At 42.7% G+C, this 16,911-nt stretch carries 12 protein-coding genes; all 12 read right to left on the bottom strand.

The window, feature by feature from the left end:
• Nucleotides 1-274: 274 nt before the first annotated feature.
• The 12 genes from CLOL250_RS07835 to CLOL250_RS07780 all read right to left on the bottom strand — a co-directional run bounded on the left by CLOL250_RS07835 (nucleotide 275) and on the right by CLOL250_RS07780 (nucleotide 16,864).
• Nucleotides 275-1,573, bottom strand: a complete 1,299-nt coding sequence (locus CLOL250_RS07835) for a sensor histidine kinase (RefSeq protein WP_008401767.1) — start codon at nucleotides 1,571-1,573, stop codon at nucleotides 275-277.
• A 95-nt stretch (nucleotides 1,574-1,668) separates the two neighbouring features.
• Entirely contained in the window at nucleotides 1,669-2,352 is a 684-nt protein-coding gene (locus CLOL250_RS07830; protein WP_008401766.1) for a response regulator transcription factor, read from the bottom strand.
• 255 nt (nucleotides 2,353-2,607) lie between these two features.
• Entirely contained in the window at nucleotides 2,608-3,147 is a 540-nt protein-coding gene (locus CLOL250_RS07825) for a DUF4342 domain-containing protein (protein WP_008401765.1), read from the bottom strand.
• A gap of 111 nt (nucleotides 3,148-3,258) precedes the next feature.
• On the bottom strand, nucleotides 3,259-4,062 hold the full coding sequence (locus CLOL250_RS07820; RefSeq protein WP_008401764.1) for a hypothetical protein: 804 nt from the start codon (nucleotides 4,060-4,062) through the stop codon (nucleotides 3,259-3,261).
• A 75-nt stretch (nucleotides 4,063-4,137) separates the two neighbouring features.
• On the bottom strand, nucleotides 4,138-7,824 hold the full coding sequence (locus tag CLOL250_RS13380) for a fibronectin type III domain-containing protein (protein WP_008401763.1): 3,687 nt from the start codon (nucleotides 7,822-7,824) through the stop codon (nucleotides 4,138-4,140).
• A 215-nt stretch (nucleotides 7,825-8,039) separates the two neighbouring features.
• The gene (aspS, locus tag CLOL250_RS07810) at nucleotides 8,040-9,845 is read right to left on the bottom strand and encodes an aspartate--tRNA ligase (RefSeq protein WP_008401762.1); all 1,806 of its coding nucleotides are present in this window, start codon (nucleotides 9,843-9,845) and stop codon (nucleotides 8,040-8,042) included.
• Between the two features lie 23 nt (nucleotides 9,846-9,868).
• Nucleotides 9,869-11,119, bottom strand: coding sequence for a histidine--tRNA ligase (gene hisS / locus CLOL250_RS07805; RefSeq protein ID WP_008401761.1), 1,251 nt, complete (start codon nucleotides 11,117-11,119; stop codon nucleotides 9,869-9,871).
• Between the two features lie 41 nt (nucleotides 11,120-11,160).
• Complete coding sequence (locus tag CLOL250_RS07800; protein ID WP_008401760.1) at nucleotides 11,161-11,781, bottom strand: HD-GYP domain-containing protein; 621 nt, start codon at nucleotides 11,779-11,781, stop codon at nucleotides 11,161-11,163.
• Complete coding sequence (gene hemZ, locus CLOL250_RS07795) at nucleotides 11,778-13,271, bottom strand: coproporphyrinogen dehydrogenase HemZ (protein WP_008401759.1); 1,494 nt, start codon at nucleotides 13,269-13,271, stop codon at nucleotides 11,778-11,780. The genes CLOL250_RS07800 and hemZ overlap by 4 nt, the downstream gene beginning before the upstream one ends.
• A 24-nt stretch (nucleotides 13,272-13,295) precedes the next feature.
• On the bottom strand, nucleotides 13,296-13,928 hold the full coding sequence (locus CLOL250_RS07790; protein WP_008401758.1) for an MBL fold metallo-hydrolase: 633 nt from the start codon (nucleotides 13,926-13,928) through the stop codon (nucleotides 13,296-13,298).
• 9 nt (nucleotides 13,929-13,937) lie between these two features.
• Nucleotides 13,938-16,202, bottom strand: coding sequence for a RelA/SpoT family protein (locus CLOL250_RS07785; protein ID WP_243104441.1), 2,265 nt, complete (start codon nucleotides 16,200-16,202; stop codon nucleotides 13,938-13,940).
• Between the two features lie 137 nt (nucleotides 16,203-16,339).
• Complete coding sequence (locus CLOL250_RS07780; protein WP_008401756.1) at nucleotides 16,340-16,864, bottom strand: adenine phosphoribosyltransferase; 525 nt, start codon at nucleotides 16,862-16,864, stop codon at nucleotides 16,340-16,342.
• Nucleotides 16,865-16,911: the final 47 nt, after the last annotated feature.

The following is a 16,911-nucleotide window of genomic DNA, read 5'->3' as shown; positions in this document are numbered from 1 at the left end:
GTTGTTGTTGTTCAACCTCTACTTTTTGCCATGATATTTTGGCTCTGCTGGTATGGACATATACAAAGACCGTTCCGTTTTCTGCTCGGATTTGCACGCTTATTGCCAGCAGTCGCCCAAACTCACCCTTACGGGTTCAGACATGGGCTTGGTGCTGACAGCTAGTGCAAACCTCACAACGAAAACTTCACTGATGTCTTATGTATATATCCATACCAGCAGAGCCAAAATATCACAACTATAAATAACACAAGAATCATCAACAACCTCTTGTTTACTCACACATCGGGAAACGGACAATAAATCGGGTGCCGATCTCCGGACGGGATACGACCTGGATCGTGCCGGAGTGAGCATCGACGATCCATTTGGCTATGGAAAGTCCCAGGCCGGAACCGCCGGTCTCGCTGTTTCTCGCTTCGTCCGATCGGTAGAATCGTTCAAAGATATGAACGACATCTGACGACTCCATTCCGATGCCCTCATCCTGAATCATATAACTGACATAACCGGATTCCAGCATAACTCCTAATGTAATATCCGCACCATCCGAAGAATACTTTGCCGCATTCTGTACAAAGATCCGGATGGACTGTTTGATCATGGCTATATCACCTGTCATATATGCAGGATCTGTTCCACGAAACAGATAGCGGTGCTTCTCATCGATCATCTGGGATTCCTCCCAGACCTCACTGACCATCTGATTCAGATCCAGTTTCACTTTATTCAGAGTATTTCTTCCGCTGTCACCCCGCGCAAGGAACAGAAGCTGTTCTACCAGCTCCTTCATGTGCTGGGACTCATTCTTAAGGGCTTCGATGGATTCTGTCAGAACCTTTTCATCCTCTTTTCCCCATCGATCCAGCATATTCACGTATCCCTGGATCACAGCAATAGGTGTCCGAAGCTCATGTGATGCATCCGATACAAACCGTACCTGCCGCCTTTCGTTTTCCTTCATATTCCGAAGCAGGTTATTCAACGCGATCTCAATACTTTTCAATTCCTTGTCTCCGGTATGGACTCCCTGTTCGGCATCATCCGGAGAAATATGTGATATTGCCTGTTCCAGATGATCCATCTGATTCTGGTCAAATGTCTTTGCAGACTTCTTATCGGAACGTTTCTTCTGATCCTCCATACCATTTTGCTCAAATGACATCTTACTGATCTGTTCTGCCTTTACCGCCAGATCATTTAACGGCTTCAGCTTTCTTCTGACAACAGAAGTCCGGAATAACGCAAAGAACAACACAAATCCTTCTGCCGATAACAGTATGATTCCCGGTACAGCTACCAGATCCCTTACATCCCGGAAATCATATGCATATGATTTCCGGTCATTTCCATCGATCACATATTCCAGTGTATGCTTTTCTTGATTGACATTAAAATAATAATGCTCACCTGTTACCTGATCCGGAAGCTTTGTGGTACACCAGTACATCCAGGTTCCCATAATAAGAAAGGCAATGATAATATTGATTCCTATTACATTGCCTACTTCCTTCAGCCAGAAGCTGATATTTATTTTTCTGGCGATCGAGGTCATCCTCTTATTTTCATTCATCCGTGATACCTTTTCTTATACATTCTTTCAATCTTGCTCTTGTTTCTGCATCTACCCTTATCATCAGACCGTATACTCTATCCCGTTACACCTTCCTATGATTCCCTGATCACATAGCCTACGCCTCGTACCGTTGTGATCAGCTTGATACCGAACCGGTCATCGATCTTCGTACGCAGATACCGGATATATACATCTATGATATTTGTCTCACCGACATACTCATAACCACAGACAATATTCATCAGCTTTTCCCGATCCATGACGATATTCTTATTCTCCATCAGAGTATGCAGCAGCTCAAATTCCCGATTGGTAAGCTCCACCGGTTCTCCCGCCACCATAACCTCATGCCGGTCGGTATCCAGGCTGACCCCATGGATCTCTAGCTTATGTGTCTCCTGCCGGTCGGTGCTTTTCCGCTTCAGCGCTACACGGATACGAGCCAGAAGTTCTTCGATCGCAAATGGCTTCGTAATGTAATCATCCGCTCCCGCATCCAGCCCGGACACCTTGTCCATTACCGCATCCCTTGCAGTAAGCAGCAGGATCGGAACATTATTTCCTTCTTTACGAATACGGCGAAGGACCTCCAGACCATTTAGCCTTGGAAGCATAACATCCAGCACGATCAGGTCAGCATGTTCTGATAGTGCCAGATCCAGACCTGTCCGCCCGTCAAATGCCTTTATTACTTCATAGCCTTCATGAACCAATTCCAGCTCTACAAATCTGGCAATCTTTTCTTCATCCTCTACAATCAAAATCTTCCGGCTCATCTCTACTCCTTGTTGTGACGATTTATTTTAAGGGAGTATCTTGAGTACCTATGTCCATATTCTGACATACTATTATTCCGCAAGACGCTCTCGCTCTGTTGCTCATGTAGCGGTTCTAACCGCTCCACTCCGTGGATCGCTAAGTACCGACATTCGCAAAGGCTTGCTGCATAATAGTATATCAGAACATGGACAATGTATTTTCGTTTCATGTCCCTTAAAATAAATCTGTGTATTGTAAATTAATCTCTCACATTAGTTCTTGTTAATGTCTGTCTTAATAGTTTCTACCGTATCCGCAACCTTGTCGCAGGCACTGTTCAGGTCTACATTGATATTGTCGATTCCTGCAAAATGGTATCTGCATTCACAGAATAAACCGACCACTAATAACGGGATCGTGATCCAGAATGCGAAGATAATCGCAAGTATCAATACCAGAACAGGTACATTCACCATAGTGCTGCCACGTCTTTCTATGATGAACTTGGAATCAACGCTTTTCTTCAAAAGTCTTCCACACCAGGAAAAGAACTGATCCATCATCTGACCAAAGGTCTTTTTATTGCAGTCTCTGGTATATTCCTGCTGTGCCTGTTCGAATTCTGTTGATGTCTGCTGTGCCTGTTCCGTCGTGTAATCGGTTACTTCCGGTGCTTTTACCTTACCTTTCTTTTCCAAATAAATGATCGCATCCAGCACATCATAATTATTTGCTTCTAATGCCTCCTTGGCTTCCTCATAGCTGACACCTGTTTTTTCTCTTAACTTTTCTACTTTTTCTAAATTATCCATATCTTTTTCCTTCTTTCTCTATTCTCTCCTCAGCTGATGGTATTACTATACCAACCACGAATTAATCTAAAATAGGAGAAAGATTAAAATCAGATTAAAAATCTGACCATTTTATTTTAAAGCTGCTTTTTCGATGGAATAACTGTCAATCAGCTCATCCTCTGCCGTATAGATAGATACGCTTGCGGTTAACTCTTTTATACTTGCCGGATCTGTTACATCACACAGAAGCTTTCCATATGTATGCCCAAGAGCCTCTGTCATATAGGATGGTTCTTCGTCCGTTCCATTTACAAGGATAGTGTCAAATGTTGCCTGAATTAATTCATCTGTCTTATTATAGATTTCAAATGCCAGGCAAGTCTCTGCATCCTCACCCTCTCCGTCAGTCTCTATACCTGTATATGCAATGGTAATCTTATCATTATCAAACACCTGAACTGCACCATCCTTTAATGTAAAGCTCTGATCACCCGAAGCTTCTGCCTTACCAGATAAAGGAACATCCTTAACCTCATAATGTCCAACTGTTTCTCCCGCATCGTTATCAATAAAAAGTATACCATTCAATACGGAAACTGCTTTATCACACTCAATCATACACACATCTTCTTCTGTTGCATTTGCTTCCAGTTCAGGACCAAACAATGGCTGTATCGTCTCTCCGTTAATTGCTACATCCCCAAAATAAATATTAACAGGATCACCCGTCTTATTGGAAACAGTAAACATCATACCATCAGCTTCCTTGTCATATCCTGTATATGTAAGAGTCACTTTGTCATTATCTAGCACAATGACAGTTACATTCTCCTCTTCTGTTGATGATTCTGTCTTTTGTTCCTTTTTTCCACAACCACACAGACTTGCAAATACACACAAGCCAGCTGCCAGAATATAATGTCTTCTTTTCATAATAATTCATCCTCCACATTTCTATCAAAACCGGGGTACACCACTTCTATCTGATGCGCCCCGATTTTTCACATATTATTTTTTTATTTTGACCTTAGTATAACTGCTCCATGCAGAATATGTCTTTTTCGAACCTGACTTCTGATAAGAACGTATTCTGACATAATATGTCTTTCCCTTTTTCAATTTCTTAATTACTGCTTTATCGGAAGATTTAACTATATTTGTCATCTTTGTCCCTTTTGCAAAAGTCTTGCCGGTAGAATACTGAATTTGATAACCGGAAATCTTCTTCTGCTTTTTCCACGTTACTGAAAGCTTTCTTCCCTTCTGGTTCGCAATCTTTAACTTAGTTGGTGCAGTCAGACGAAGGATCTTCTTTTCTTTACTAACCGCCTTTGCCGTCTGTCCGTTCACAGATTTATAAGATTCTATTCTATAACTATAAACTGTGCCATGCTTTGACTTCACTGTTGAATCTGTATAAGTAGTCTTCGAAGCGCCCTTTACTATCTTAATCTTTTTCCATGACTTAGAACCTGAATTTTTACGATAAACAACATAACCGGTAGCATCAGAAACCTTCTTCCATGTAAGTTTGACACCTGTTGCTTTGTTTTCCACCTTGGAAATAGTTGTCTTATTTACCGTGATTATTGCAGGTACATCAACCGGCTCCGTCTTACCGCCGTCGCCCGGCTTGGTCTCACTTCCGTCTCCCGGTTTGGTCTCACTTCCGTCTCCCGGTTTCGTCTCACTTCCGTCTCCCGGCTTGGTCTCACTTCCGTCTCCCGGCTTTGTCTCACTTCCGTCGCCCGGTTTTGTCTCACTTCCGTCATCTTTCTTTGCTTCTATTATGGTAAATGTCTTTGTTACATAACCAATATAGTTGCCGGTTCCTGTTACTGTTATAGTCGCAGTTCCTACCTCAATATTATCTGTATAATCAACTATATACTCTATAGCATTTTTTAATACTGTTCCGTCTGAAAGCGTCACGGTTGCCTCTGGCCTGATCTCCTTACTTATGTACTCATAGCATTCCTGTGGAATCGTGACATTTGCACCTGTAATACCTTTTCGTGCAATCTCAAATGTCTTCTCTGCCGTACCGCCATAGTTTCCTTTTCCGGATACAACTACTCGCGCCGTTCCGGCATCAATACAATCTTCATAAGAAATAGTATAATCCACATTCTCTACCAGAGTTTTTCCAGCAAATACAACTGTCGCCTTTGGTGTATTCCTCCTGCCACTATAAATATACTGATCCATACTTAAGACTATTTCTGCATCCTTTATGTCTGCTCCTATGCCAAATGAACCATTTGCCTTACCTGTATAATTTCCCCGACCGATTACATTTACAGTTGCAGTTCCTATGTCTGTATTATCCTCATAAGATACAGTATAGTCTGTTCCAAATATCAATCCGGTTCCATCTGAAAGTGTTACAGTCACTTCCGGTTTTATCTCTGTACCCGTATATTCATAGCTTTCTTGCGGGATTGTAACATTTGCGCCTGTAATATCCTTTTGTGATATTATAAATGTTCCTTTTAATTCACCACTATAGTTGCCTGTTCCGGTTACGGTTACATTTGCTGTACCGGCATTTTTATTGTTTTCATATTTAACAGTATAATTTGATGCATCCAAATAATATTTGTTTCCTGTTGTCTCCGATATAACAACTTTGACTTCCGGTTCTTTCTCTGTGCCATCATAAATATAGGAATCCGGCTGAATTTCCAGTTTATATGATCCGATATCTATTGCCTCAATTATATAATTCAGATTTTTTGACCCTGCAAAGATTCCCTTGCCTGTTACAGTTACAACAGCATCTCCTACACCTGTATCATTCGTATAAGTTACTGTATAATCTGTATTTTGTATCAGATCCTGTCCTTTATATGCTACTGTTACCACAGGTTTCTTACTGGAACCATCATATACATATTGATCCTGTGATAAAGATATCTGGCAGTCATCCAGACTCACTTCGCCTTCCTTACCGATGCGGAATGTAGTAGCTTTCTTACAGGAAGGATTATACTTTGGATAAATGCTGATCTTCACAATACCCGGTTTAAGCATATTAACGGTTCCACTTTCATCTGTCAGATTACTGACTGTTGCGATACTTGTATCTGAAGATTCCCATACCATCTCGCTATTCTGATTGGTGGAATCAGATTCAGATGAATAGGTCTGATTTCTTAACAGGAACTTGAGCTTCGTACCTGTATCATATCTAGACTCATAATTGGTATAATAATAACCATTATCTGCAGATCCATACCAGTAAACGGCAAAAGACTTAACAACATATTCCGTATGCGACTGACCACATTTTGAACATGTTAATACCACTGATGCATCTGATGCATTTGTAGCACTCACCTGATAGCTATGCCCTAACACAACATTTTTTACTGTATAGTCTGACAGATCATTTATGTTGATCTGATAGAACTGCAATATTTCATTTTTCCATGTATACCAGACCAACTTATCTCCCGCAAGAACAGGAACGCAGTCTGACAGATCGCCGGCCAGACTATAGATAGCTCCAACCTGATTTCCGTTTCCATCAATCTTAGTATAGTATACAGAAGAACCTCTATGCCATAACAGCATATAACTGTTTGTTCCAATCTTCACAAATTGCGGTGTGTCAGTCGTACCCTGTCCTGCTGTATAATTGGTTATCTTATTTACTGTCACTGCATCTGTACTCTTAGATACAACACCTACAAATATATCCTGACCTGCTGAATATTTGGCAGTACTGTCAATATCAACGCTTCCGGCAGTCAGATATGCAGTGTCCGATATCTCAAATCCACCAACCGTCGCTCCCGTATAATTCGCACCCTTCGTTCCCTCAAATGCCACAATGTCTGTTGCTTTGCATGCAGAAGAATAAGAAATGCCCCTGGTGAAGCCGCTGGATGTAACTACTGATGGATACCTTACCAGAACGATAGATCTTGGATTTGCATCTCCATGATCAACCGCAACGATCTTACCATTCTCCATCTGAATAAACTGGTTAAATGAATGACTGACATAGCCATAATTTATATTCATAACTTTTGTAAATGAATCTGTGATCTTCATAGTAGATGTATCTACTTGAATCGTTACATTGGCCTGATGATTTACTCCATCAATAGCATACATTTCATGAGACGTACGAATCATCAGATAATTTCCATAGGCTGCCATTCTTGCAGAGCCGGCATCAAACGGGACTGTCGTATTTGCACCATACAGTCCACAGGAAGCTACCCGGTTCCAGTCCTTTGTATATTTTGTGATACGATACACTTCTACACTATCCGACTCGTTCTTATTGGTCTGACCGGAAAGAATATAATAATTCCCATTCATCTCATAAAATCCACCAAATAAAGGAAGTTCCTGCGGAACAATCTTCCGTCCGGTGATCGTAAAAGACGAATCAAAATATTCAACGACATAACCGTTGGCATCAGCCCCAGCCTGTACCCGCATATAAGTTCCATTCTCATATGTAAGATATGATCGGATCGGCTTTGCCCACTGACTATACTCATAGTTTTGATCTTCGATATTATCTCCTGTATAAGTTGTACAAGCAACCTCTGCCGCCTGTACCTGCTGTCCTCCACCAAGGCGGCCTGTTATTCCACCGGAAAGAATTCCTGCTGCCACTGTAAATCCGGTCACTACAGCAATGATGCTTTTCTTTAACCCCTGTACACCTTTTGTCATATGCCTCTCTCCTTTATAAAACTAATTACATCCTGCTCCATTTTCTCTCAATCTATCATAGCATCTGCAATGTGCCTTATTGCACATTGTGTTTCCCTAAAAAACAAAACCGCACCCCATATATCCTATACAACCGCCAAAGCCCGATGTAAACACGAAACTTGGTTCATTGTTTATACACAATAAGAATATACAGTGTGCAGTCTTGTTATTTTTTATTCTTCCGTCTTCTGTTCGTCTAACACTGTAATGTCAATACCCAGCTCTTTGAGCTGATCCTCATCCACATAATCCGGAGCATTTGTCATCAGGCAGGATGCATCCTTTACCTTAGGGAACGCGATCACATCACGGATAGAATCCTGCTTTGCCATAAGCATAACCAGACGATCCAGACCATAAGCCAGTCCTGCGTGAGGTGGTACTCCATATTTGAATGCATCTAACAGGAAACCAAATCTTTCATACGCCTGTTCCCTTGTAAATCCAAGACATTCAAACATCTTCTCCTGAATATCATCCTGATGGATTCTGACAGATCCACCACCAATCTCGTTACCATTTAATACAATATCATAAGCCTTTGCACGAACCTTACCCGGATCTGTATCAATAATCGCCAGATCCTCTTCCATCGGCATAGTAAATGGGTGGTGCATAGCTGTAAACCGATTCTGTTCATCTGACCACTCAAGAAGTGGGAATTCCGTTATCCACACAAATTCAAATACATTCTTATCAAGCAGTCCCATCTGTTCTGCGAGATGGCAACGAAGTGCTCCAAGAGTGTCCCATACAACCTTGTTCTTATCTGCTGCAAATAACAATAAGTCTCCCGGTTCACCGGAAAGTGCTGCTACGATATTGTTCATCTCATCTTCAGTCATGAACTTTGCAAATGACGACTTGTAAGTGCCATCTTCATTAATTACGATATATGCAAGACCCTTTGCTCCGTATGTCTTTGCAAATTCAACCAGAGCATCGATCTTCTTACGAGGCATAGCGCCCTGTCCCTTTGCATTGATACCACGGACAGATCCGCCATTTTCAAGTGCACCTGTAAATACGCCGAATCCACAGCCTTTAACAACATCGCTGATATCCTTTAATTCCATACCAAAACGAAGATCCGGCTTATCAGATCCGAAACGATTCATTGCTTCGATCCATGTCATACGACGGATTGGAAGCTGTACATCTACATCCAAAATCTCCTTGAATAACTTTGCAAGGAGTCTTTCATTTACATCTATAACATCATCCACATCTACGAAGGATAATTCCATATCCATCTGTGTGAATTCCGGCTGTCTGTCTGCACGAAGATCCTCATCACGGAAGCATCTTGCGATCTGGAAATAACGATCATAACCGGAACACATCAGAAGCTGCTTGTAGATCTGTGGAGACTGTGGCAGTGCATAGAATGTACCCGGATGGATACGGCTTGGTACGAGATAATCTCTTGCACCCTCCGGTGTTGACTTACATAACATAGGTGTCTCGATCTCAAGGAAGCCTTCATTTGCCATGAACTGTCTGGCAATGGTCATAACCTTGCTCTTCATAACCAGATTTCTCTGAAGATCCGGTCTTCTCAGATCCAGATATCTGTATTTCAAACGTAATTCTTCTTTTGTCTTACTGTTCTCCTCAATCGGGAACGGAGGTGTCTCAGCCTCTGATAAGATACGAAGGGAAGTTGCTACAACCTCGATATCTCCGGTTGTCAGATTCTCATTTACCGCACCAGCACGCTTACAAACTGTACCTTCGATTGCTGCTACATACTCGCTCTTAAGCTTTGTTGCCTTCTCAAAGCACTCGCTTCCGCATTTGGATTCCTCAAATATGATCTGAAGAATACCGCTTCTGTCTCTGAGATCGACAAATATAATTCCACCTTTATTTCTGCTCTTCTGAACCCAGCCCATTACGGTTACTTTCTGTCCTTCAAGAGCGTTTGAAACCTCTGCACATCTGTGGGAACGCTTCAGTCCCTGCATTGATTCTGCCATTTTTCTATATCCTCCTGTGGTTCTTATCTTTCTTCTAATACACTTGCAAGCTGATCCAGCGCGATCTCGGTCTGCTCGCCCGTTTCCATATTCTTGATACGACCGGTATTGGTCTCTAATTCATTATCACCAATAATGATCGTGTATCTCGCATTTAATTTATTTGCATATTTCATCTGCGCCTTTACACTTCGATTCATATAATCTGTCTCTACGATATAACCTGCCAGACGTAGATCATATACCAGCTTATAAGCTTTTGCCTTTGCGGAATCACCCATGATACCGACATATAAGTCGATCGGTTTTTCCGGTGCGAGATTGATATTTTCTTTCTCAAGGAAATATAGGATTCTTTCAATTCCCATACCGAATCCAACAGATGGCTGTGTCTCTTTTCCATCAATCTCATATACCAGATTATCGTATCTTCCTCCACCGCATAAGGTGAAGCCCTCTTTATTCACAAATTCAAATACTGTCTTTGTATAGTAATCCAGGCCACGAACGATTCCGGTGTCAACCTCAAACGGAATCTCAAGCTCTGTCAGAAGTCTCTGAAGCTCCTTAAAATGAGCATCGCATTCTTCACACAGATAATCAATCGTTCTTGGGGCATCCTTTACGATTGCCTTACAGCCCGGCTCCTTACAGTCAATAACACGAAGCGGATTTTTAACCATACGTTCCTTACAGGTATTGCAGAGTCCCTCTTCATGCCCTTTCAAATAGGAGATCAGTGCATCATTGTACACCTTCTTACATTTTGGACATCCGATACTGTTGATATGCAGCTTCGCATCTGACAGACCGATCTGCCTGATGAGAGTTGATACCAGTGTCATAACCTCAACTTCTGCCATTGGATTTGGAGATCCGACAAACTCAACACCGAACTGGTGATGCTGACGAAGTCGTCCGCTTTCCGGCTTCTCATAACGGAATGCCGGTGTGATATAGAACATCTTGACCGGCTGTGGTTCTGCATATAATTTATTCTCAACATAAGCACGGATCGCACCTGCCGTACCTTCCGGCTTCAATGTGATACTTCTTCCACCCTTATCAACAAAGGTGTACATTTCTTTCTGTACTACATCGGTCGTCTCTCCAACACCACGCTGGAACAACACCGTATGCTCAAATACCGGTGTGATCACTTCCTTTATATTGAATTTCTCACACAGATTTCTTGCCATTGCTTCTACCTGTGTACGTGTTCTCATCTTGTCACCGAACCAGTCACTGGTTCCTCTTGGTGCCTGAGTTATCATATTCCATCCTCCATCTATTGTTCATATTTTTATACTATACATCAACTGATCTGTGATTTATAGCTTCCTTTTAAAATTGACTGAACCTCATCTAAAATATCGGTTGTATTTATAATTCTCTGAAATGCGAGAAATACATTCATGTCAAAATGCCGCACTTCATCGATCACCATCAATAATGCAGTCTTTGGTTCAAATGCTTTCCGGTATGCACGATCACTTATGAGCGCGACAAACACATCACATACACGAATGATCCTTGCTCCGATCGGGATCTCATCTCCCTGAAGGCAGAACGGATAACCGGAGCCATCGTAGTTCTCATGATGATACAGGATAATATCCGCAATATCATCTCCGTAGCCTTCTTTTTTTACGATATCCGCTCCAAGCTTCGCATGGAGTCTCACATAACGCATTTCCTCAATCTTCATGGAATTGCCACGACCATAGATATATGGTGTAATACGAAGCTTTCCGATATCATGGATCATTCCGGCAACCGCAATCTTATGGATCTCATCTTCTGACAGCCCCAGTTCTCTGGCAAGCTCCGACGACAACCGGCTGACACACATTCCATGACGAATGGCATCATTCAGATCCTGTTCATAGTATTCAATTTCTTTATCTATGTCTAAGTTTATAACTTTATCTGTCATTTTGCAAACGCCTGCTTTTTTCTGTCAATCATTTCATCAATTCTCGCGATATAATCGTCTACACTCTTACAATTTTCCACACGATCGATCCGGGTTCCTGTAATCATCTCTCCAGTAACCGGATCCGAATCACCTTCCCTGCGGATCAGCTTACTGGAGCTTCCCGCACCGATTCCTATAATGTCTGTCCGTTCCTCCATAATCAGAATATTATAGAGACATTCCAGTCCATGTCTTGCATATCCGACATTTTCCAGATTGCCGGCCATATTCTTCTGTCTGTACAGATAATATGGTGCAAGACCCAGTTCCTCTGCTGCCTGACCGACCAGTGATAACTGCTCATCCACATCACCTGCAAAGCTGTATTTGTCCATCTCCTGTTTCAGATGTGCTGCCCGTTTGATCGCAAGGGTGTGAACCGTAAGGCTCTCCGGTGCAAGCTTCTTCACTTTTTCCAGCGTCCGCTTCACCATCTCTGCATCTTCACCCGGAAGACCTACGATCAGATCCATATTGATATTATCAAAGCCTACTTCTCTGGCTCTCTTAAATGCTTCTTCTGCCTGCTCCGGTGTATGTGCTCTGCCGATCAGCTTCAGTGTCTCTCCGTTCATCGTCTGCGGATTGATACTGATACGACCTACGCCATGAGCTTTCATCACCTGCAGCTTATCTGCCGTCGTACTGTCCGGGCGTCCTGCTTCGATCGTATATTCCCGAACCTGCGACAGATCAAAATGCTTCTCGATCATGCTGCACAGACGATCCATCTGCTCCGCACTGATCGAAGACGGCGTACCGCCACCGATATAAATGGATACCAGTTTCTTCTCTGTATAACTTGCTGCGACATACTCCATTTCCTTTTCCATTGTATCCAGATAAGCATCGACCTTATCCTTATAAACACCGATCGGATAAGAGGTAAAGGAGCAGTACAGACATCTCGTCGGGCAAAATGGTATGCCGATATACAGGCAGTATTCATTCCGCTCGTCGATCGTCTCAATGATCGCTTTCTCACGTCTGGCAATCTTCACACAGGCATCTGCCTTTTCCAGGCTTGCCACATAAATCTCCTGATACAGCTTCCGTATCTCCTCATCCGTACATCCACGTTCTACCGCTTCCATTGCAATCTTCACCGGACGTACTCCGGTCAGACTTCCCCATGGAAGAACCCTTCCGGTTCTTTCTGACAGCATCCGGTACATCGCACGCTTCAGAATATTACGGAATACCTTTCTGTCATGATAGTCCTGATCGATCACGATATCCGGTTCCACATCCAGACCGCCGTCCTTCATCCAGATTTTTGTCTGATCTTCTGCAAATTCTGCCACAAGTGTTGCAGTAATATCCGCACCAAGTTCAGGCTTCTTCTCTATATTTTCCGGGGTAATAATCTTCACACCCATATAAAACGCCATGAGAATTACTCTCAGGTCATTATTATAATCTTCTACATTCTGAATCAGACAAATCATGTCAATCTAGTTCCTTATCGTTATTTATGAAAAAAATGGATTGAACTTCTTTTCTCTGCCAATCCTTGAAGTTCCGTTGTGTCCCGGATACACGGCTGTTTCCTCCGGCAGTACAAGTAGCTTCGTCTCGATCGCCTCTAACAGATCCTGTTCATTTCCGGTTGGAAAATCCGATCTGCCAACCGATGAGGCAAATAATGTATCTCCGGTAAACAGCAGATGTCCTTCTGCAAAATAATAACACATTCCACCTACCGTATGTCCCGGCACACTGATACATCGTACTACAGTTCCAAGAACTGCAACCTCCTGTCCATCCTGCAGATAAATATCTGCTGACGTCTCAAGTGGATGACCAAACATTGCAGACAGATTTCCTGTCCTGCTCTCAAGTACCTGCTTCTCGTCCTCGGAAGCATATGCTTTTACTCCTGTCAGCTTTCTCAGATCATCCAGCGCCCCGATATGATCATAATGTCCGTGTGTCAGGAAAATGCCAACACAGGTAAGTCCCGCATCTGTCAGACTCTTATAAATAAAATCTGCATTATCCGCCGGATCAACCACGATTGCTTCCTTTGTTTCTTGATTACTTACGATATAACAGTTGGTTCCCAAATCACCCAACTGATATAATTTCACTTCTAATTCTGCCATTCGGATCTCCTATCCCACTGTTCTCTCTATATCAATAATACTGTCAACATTTCGAATCTTTGCAATGATCGCGTTCAACTGATCGACCGATTTGATCGAGAAGCTGATCGTGATTGTCGCCTTACCCTGCTTACTTGTCCGGCTGTTGATACTGTTAACACTGATATTAGCCTCACTTAAGATCTTCGTGATATCAAAAAGGATTCCGCTTCTGTCATCTGCATAGATATTGATCTCTGTCAGGTAAGTATTATCTGCAACCGCATCCTGCTGCCATTCTGCATCAATGATCCTGTTTCTGTCTTCCTCACTCATGCAGAGCACATTTACACAATCTGTACGATGGATCGAGATACCTCGTCCTCTGGTGATAAATCCGATGATCTCATCACCCGGTACCGGCGAACAACACTTGGAGAAACGAACTGCTACATCATCTGCACCCTTTACGATGATTCCTCCCTGTCCGTGGGACGAATGAGGTGTCCGCTTTAATGCATATGCTTCCAGAATCTCCTTATCATCCGGCTGTTCTGTATGATCCTTGTTATATTCTTCGATCAGTTTATTGACAACCTGACCTTCTTTGATTCCACCATGACCGACTGCCGCCATCGTAGCTTCCCAATCGGCAAAATTATATTTCTTATAAACACGTTCCTGATATTCCGGCTTGGAATACAGGGAATAATCAAGCCCCTTTGATTTACAATATGCAAGGATCAATTCCTTACCGCGGCTGATATTCTCATCCTTAAACTGATGCTTGAACCACTGATTGATCTTCGTCTTTGCCTGTGCACTCTTTACGATATTCAACCAGTCTCTTGACGGTCCTGCCGAATTCTGGGATGTTATGATCTCTACCCGGTCACCATTATTTAACTTGGTATCGATCGGAACCTGCCGTCCGTTAATCCGCGCACCCACCATCTTATTACCGACTGCCGTATGAATAGCATAAGCAAAATCAATCGGCGTAGATCCGCTTGGCAGATTCTTGACATCACCTGCAGGCGTAAAGCAGTATACCTGTTCCGCGAACAGATCCAGGTCTGTCTTAACGAAATTCATGAACTCCTTATTATCCGAAGTGTCTCTCTGCCACTCCAGGATCTGACGAAGCCATGACAACTTTTCCTCTTCCTTCTGCATAACCGTACCGGTTATGTTCTCTTTATATTTCCAATGTGCAGCAATACCATATTCAGCCGTCCGGTGCATCTCAAATGTACGGATCTGTATCTCGAATGGTTGTCCTTCCGGTCCGATCAACGTCGTATGAAGGGATTGATACATATTTGACTTTGGCATTGCGATATAATCTTTAAAACGTCCCGGAATCGGCTTATACATCTCATGGATGATTCCAAGTGCTGAATAGCAGTCCCGGACGGTCTCTACCTTAATTCGAACTGCGAAGATATCATAGATCTGATCCAGCGTCTTGTTCTGGTTCTTCATCTTCTTATATATACTGAACAGATGCTTTACACGACCGTCTATCTCCGCATCCAGATGCGCATTATCGATATGCTTCTTTACATCTGCAACGATACGTTTGATATAGGCTTCCCGTTCATGCATTCTCGCATCGATCTGTGCTGTCAGATCCTTATATACCTCCGGCATCAGATACTTCATAGACAGGTCATCCAGTTCTACCTTGATCTTGCTGATACCAAGACGATGTGCGATCGGTGCATAGATATCCATTGTTTCACGTGCTTTTTCCACCTGTTTTGCAGGTGACTGATACTGTAACGTTCTTAAGTTATGCAGTCTGTCTGCCAGCTTGATCAGGATAACGCGGATATCCTTTGCCATAGATAAGAACATCTTTCTCAGATTCTCTGCCTGTACCTCGATCTTATCCGTTGTCATCTTTAACTGGGTCAGTTTGGTAACACCTTCCACCAGAAACGCTACTTCTTCTGAGAACTCTGCCGCGATCTCCTCCGAGGTCATAACCGTATCTTCTACTACATCGTGAAGGATTCCTGCAACGATCGTTTCCTTATCCAGCTCCAGTTCTGCAAGAATAATAGCAACACAGAGTGGATGCATGATATATGGCTCCCCGGACTTCCGAAGCTGTCCTTCATGCGCCTTGGATGCCACCTTATATGCCTTCTCAATCATCGAAATATCTGTGGATGGATGATAGGTCAGAATCTTCTTGATCAGTTCCTTATACAGATCCTCCGGCGGAGTAAAATCCGCAGGTGTAGACAAGTCGATATCTCTTTTTTCCCTCACCGGTTTATTCTCCATTGCACTCGCCTTTGCCGCAAGCTCTTTTAATTCATCCATGCTTTCTGCTTTATCTTTTACGTTTTCCATGATCTTCACCACTTTTCCCAATTCGAATTTTTCTATTCCAATTTCATCTGTGAATCAGATGATCATTTTTATTTGCCATCATAGCAGATGACAGAAGCCACATCATACTTGGCAAGCTTCTCTCTGCCCTTCAAGCCTGCAAGTTCGATCAAGAATATGATCTTTACCACTTCGCCGCCCAGTTCTTCTACCAGTCTTGCAGCCGCCTCCATGGTTCCGCCGGTTGCGATCAGATCATCTACAAGGACAACCTTCTGTCCCGGCTTGATCGCATCCTTATGCATCTCTATCGTAGCACTTCCGTATTCCAGATCATAGGATGCCTCAATCGTCTCTCTAGGCAACTTGCCCTTTTTTCTTACCAGTGCAAATCCCTTTCCATTCTTATATGCAAGAGGTGTTCCAAAGATAAATCCCCTGGACTCCGCCCCGGCTATTACATCATAATCTACGCCCTCAAGCAGACCATCTAATGAATCTATCGCCAGCTTCAATCCATCCGGATCTCCGATCACACTGGTAATATCTCTGAAAATAATTCCCGGCTCCGGGAAATCCGGTATACTTGTAACATATTCTTCTATCTTTTTCATAATCTTCCTCCTACATATATATGTATATTCTACATTTATTTACATTT

It is taken from the genome of Clostridium sp. L2-50 (assembly GCF_000154245.1).
In the GTDB taxonomy this organism is placed as follows: domain Bacteria; phylum Bacillota; class Clostridia; order Lachnospirales; family Lachnospiraceae; genus Coprococcus.
Note: the sequence above shows the minus strand (reverse complement) of the source record. Positions and strands in the feature narration are given on the sequence as shown.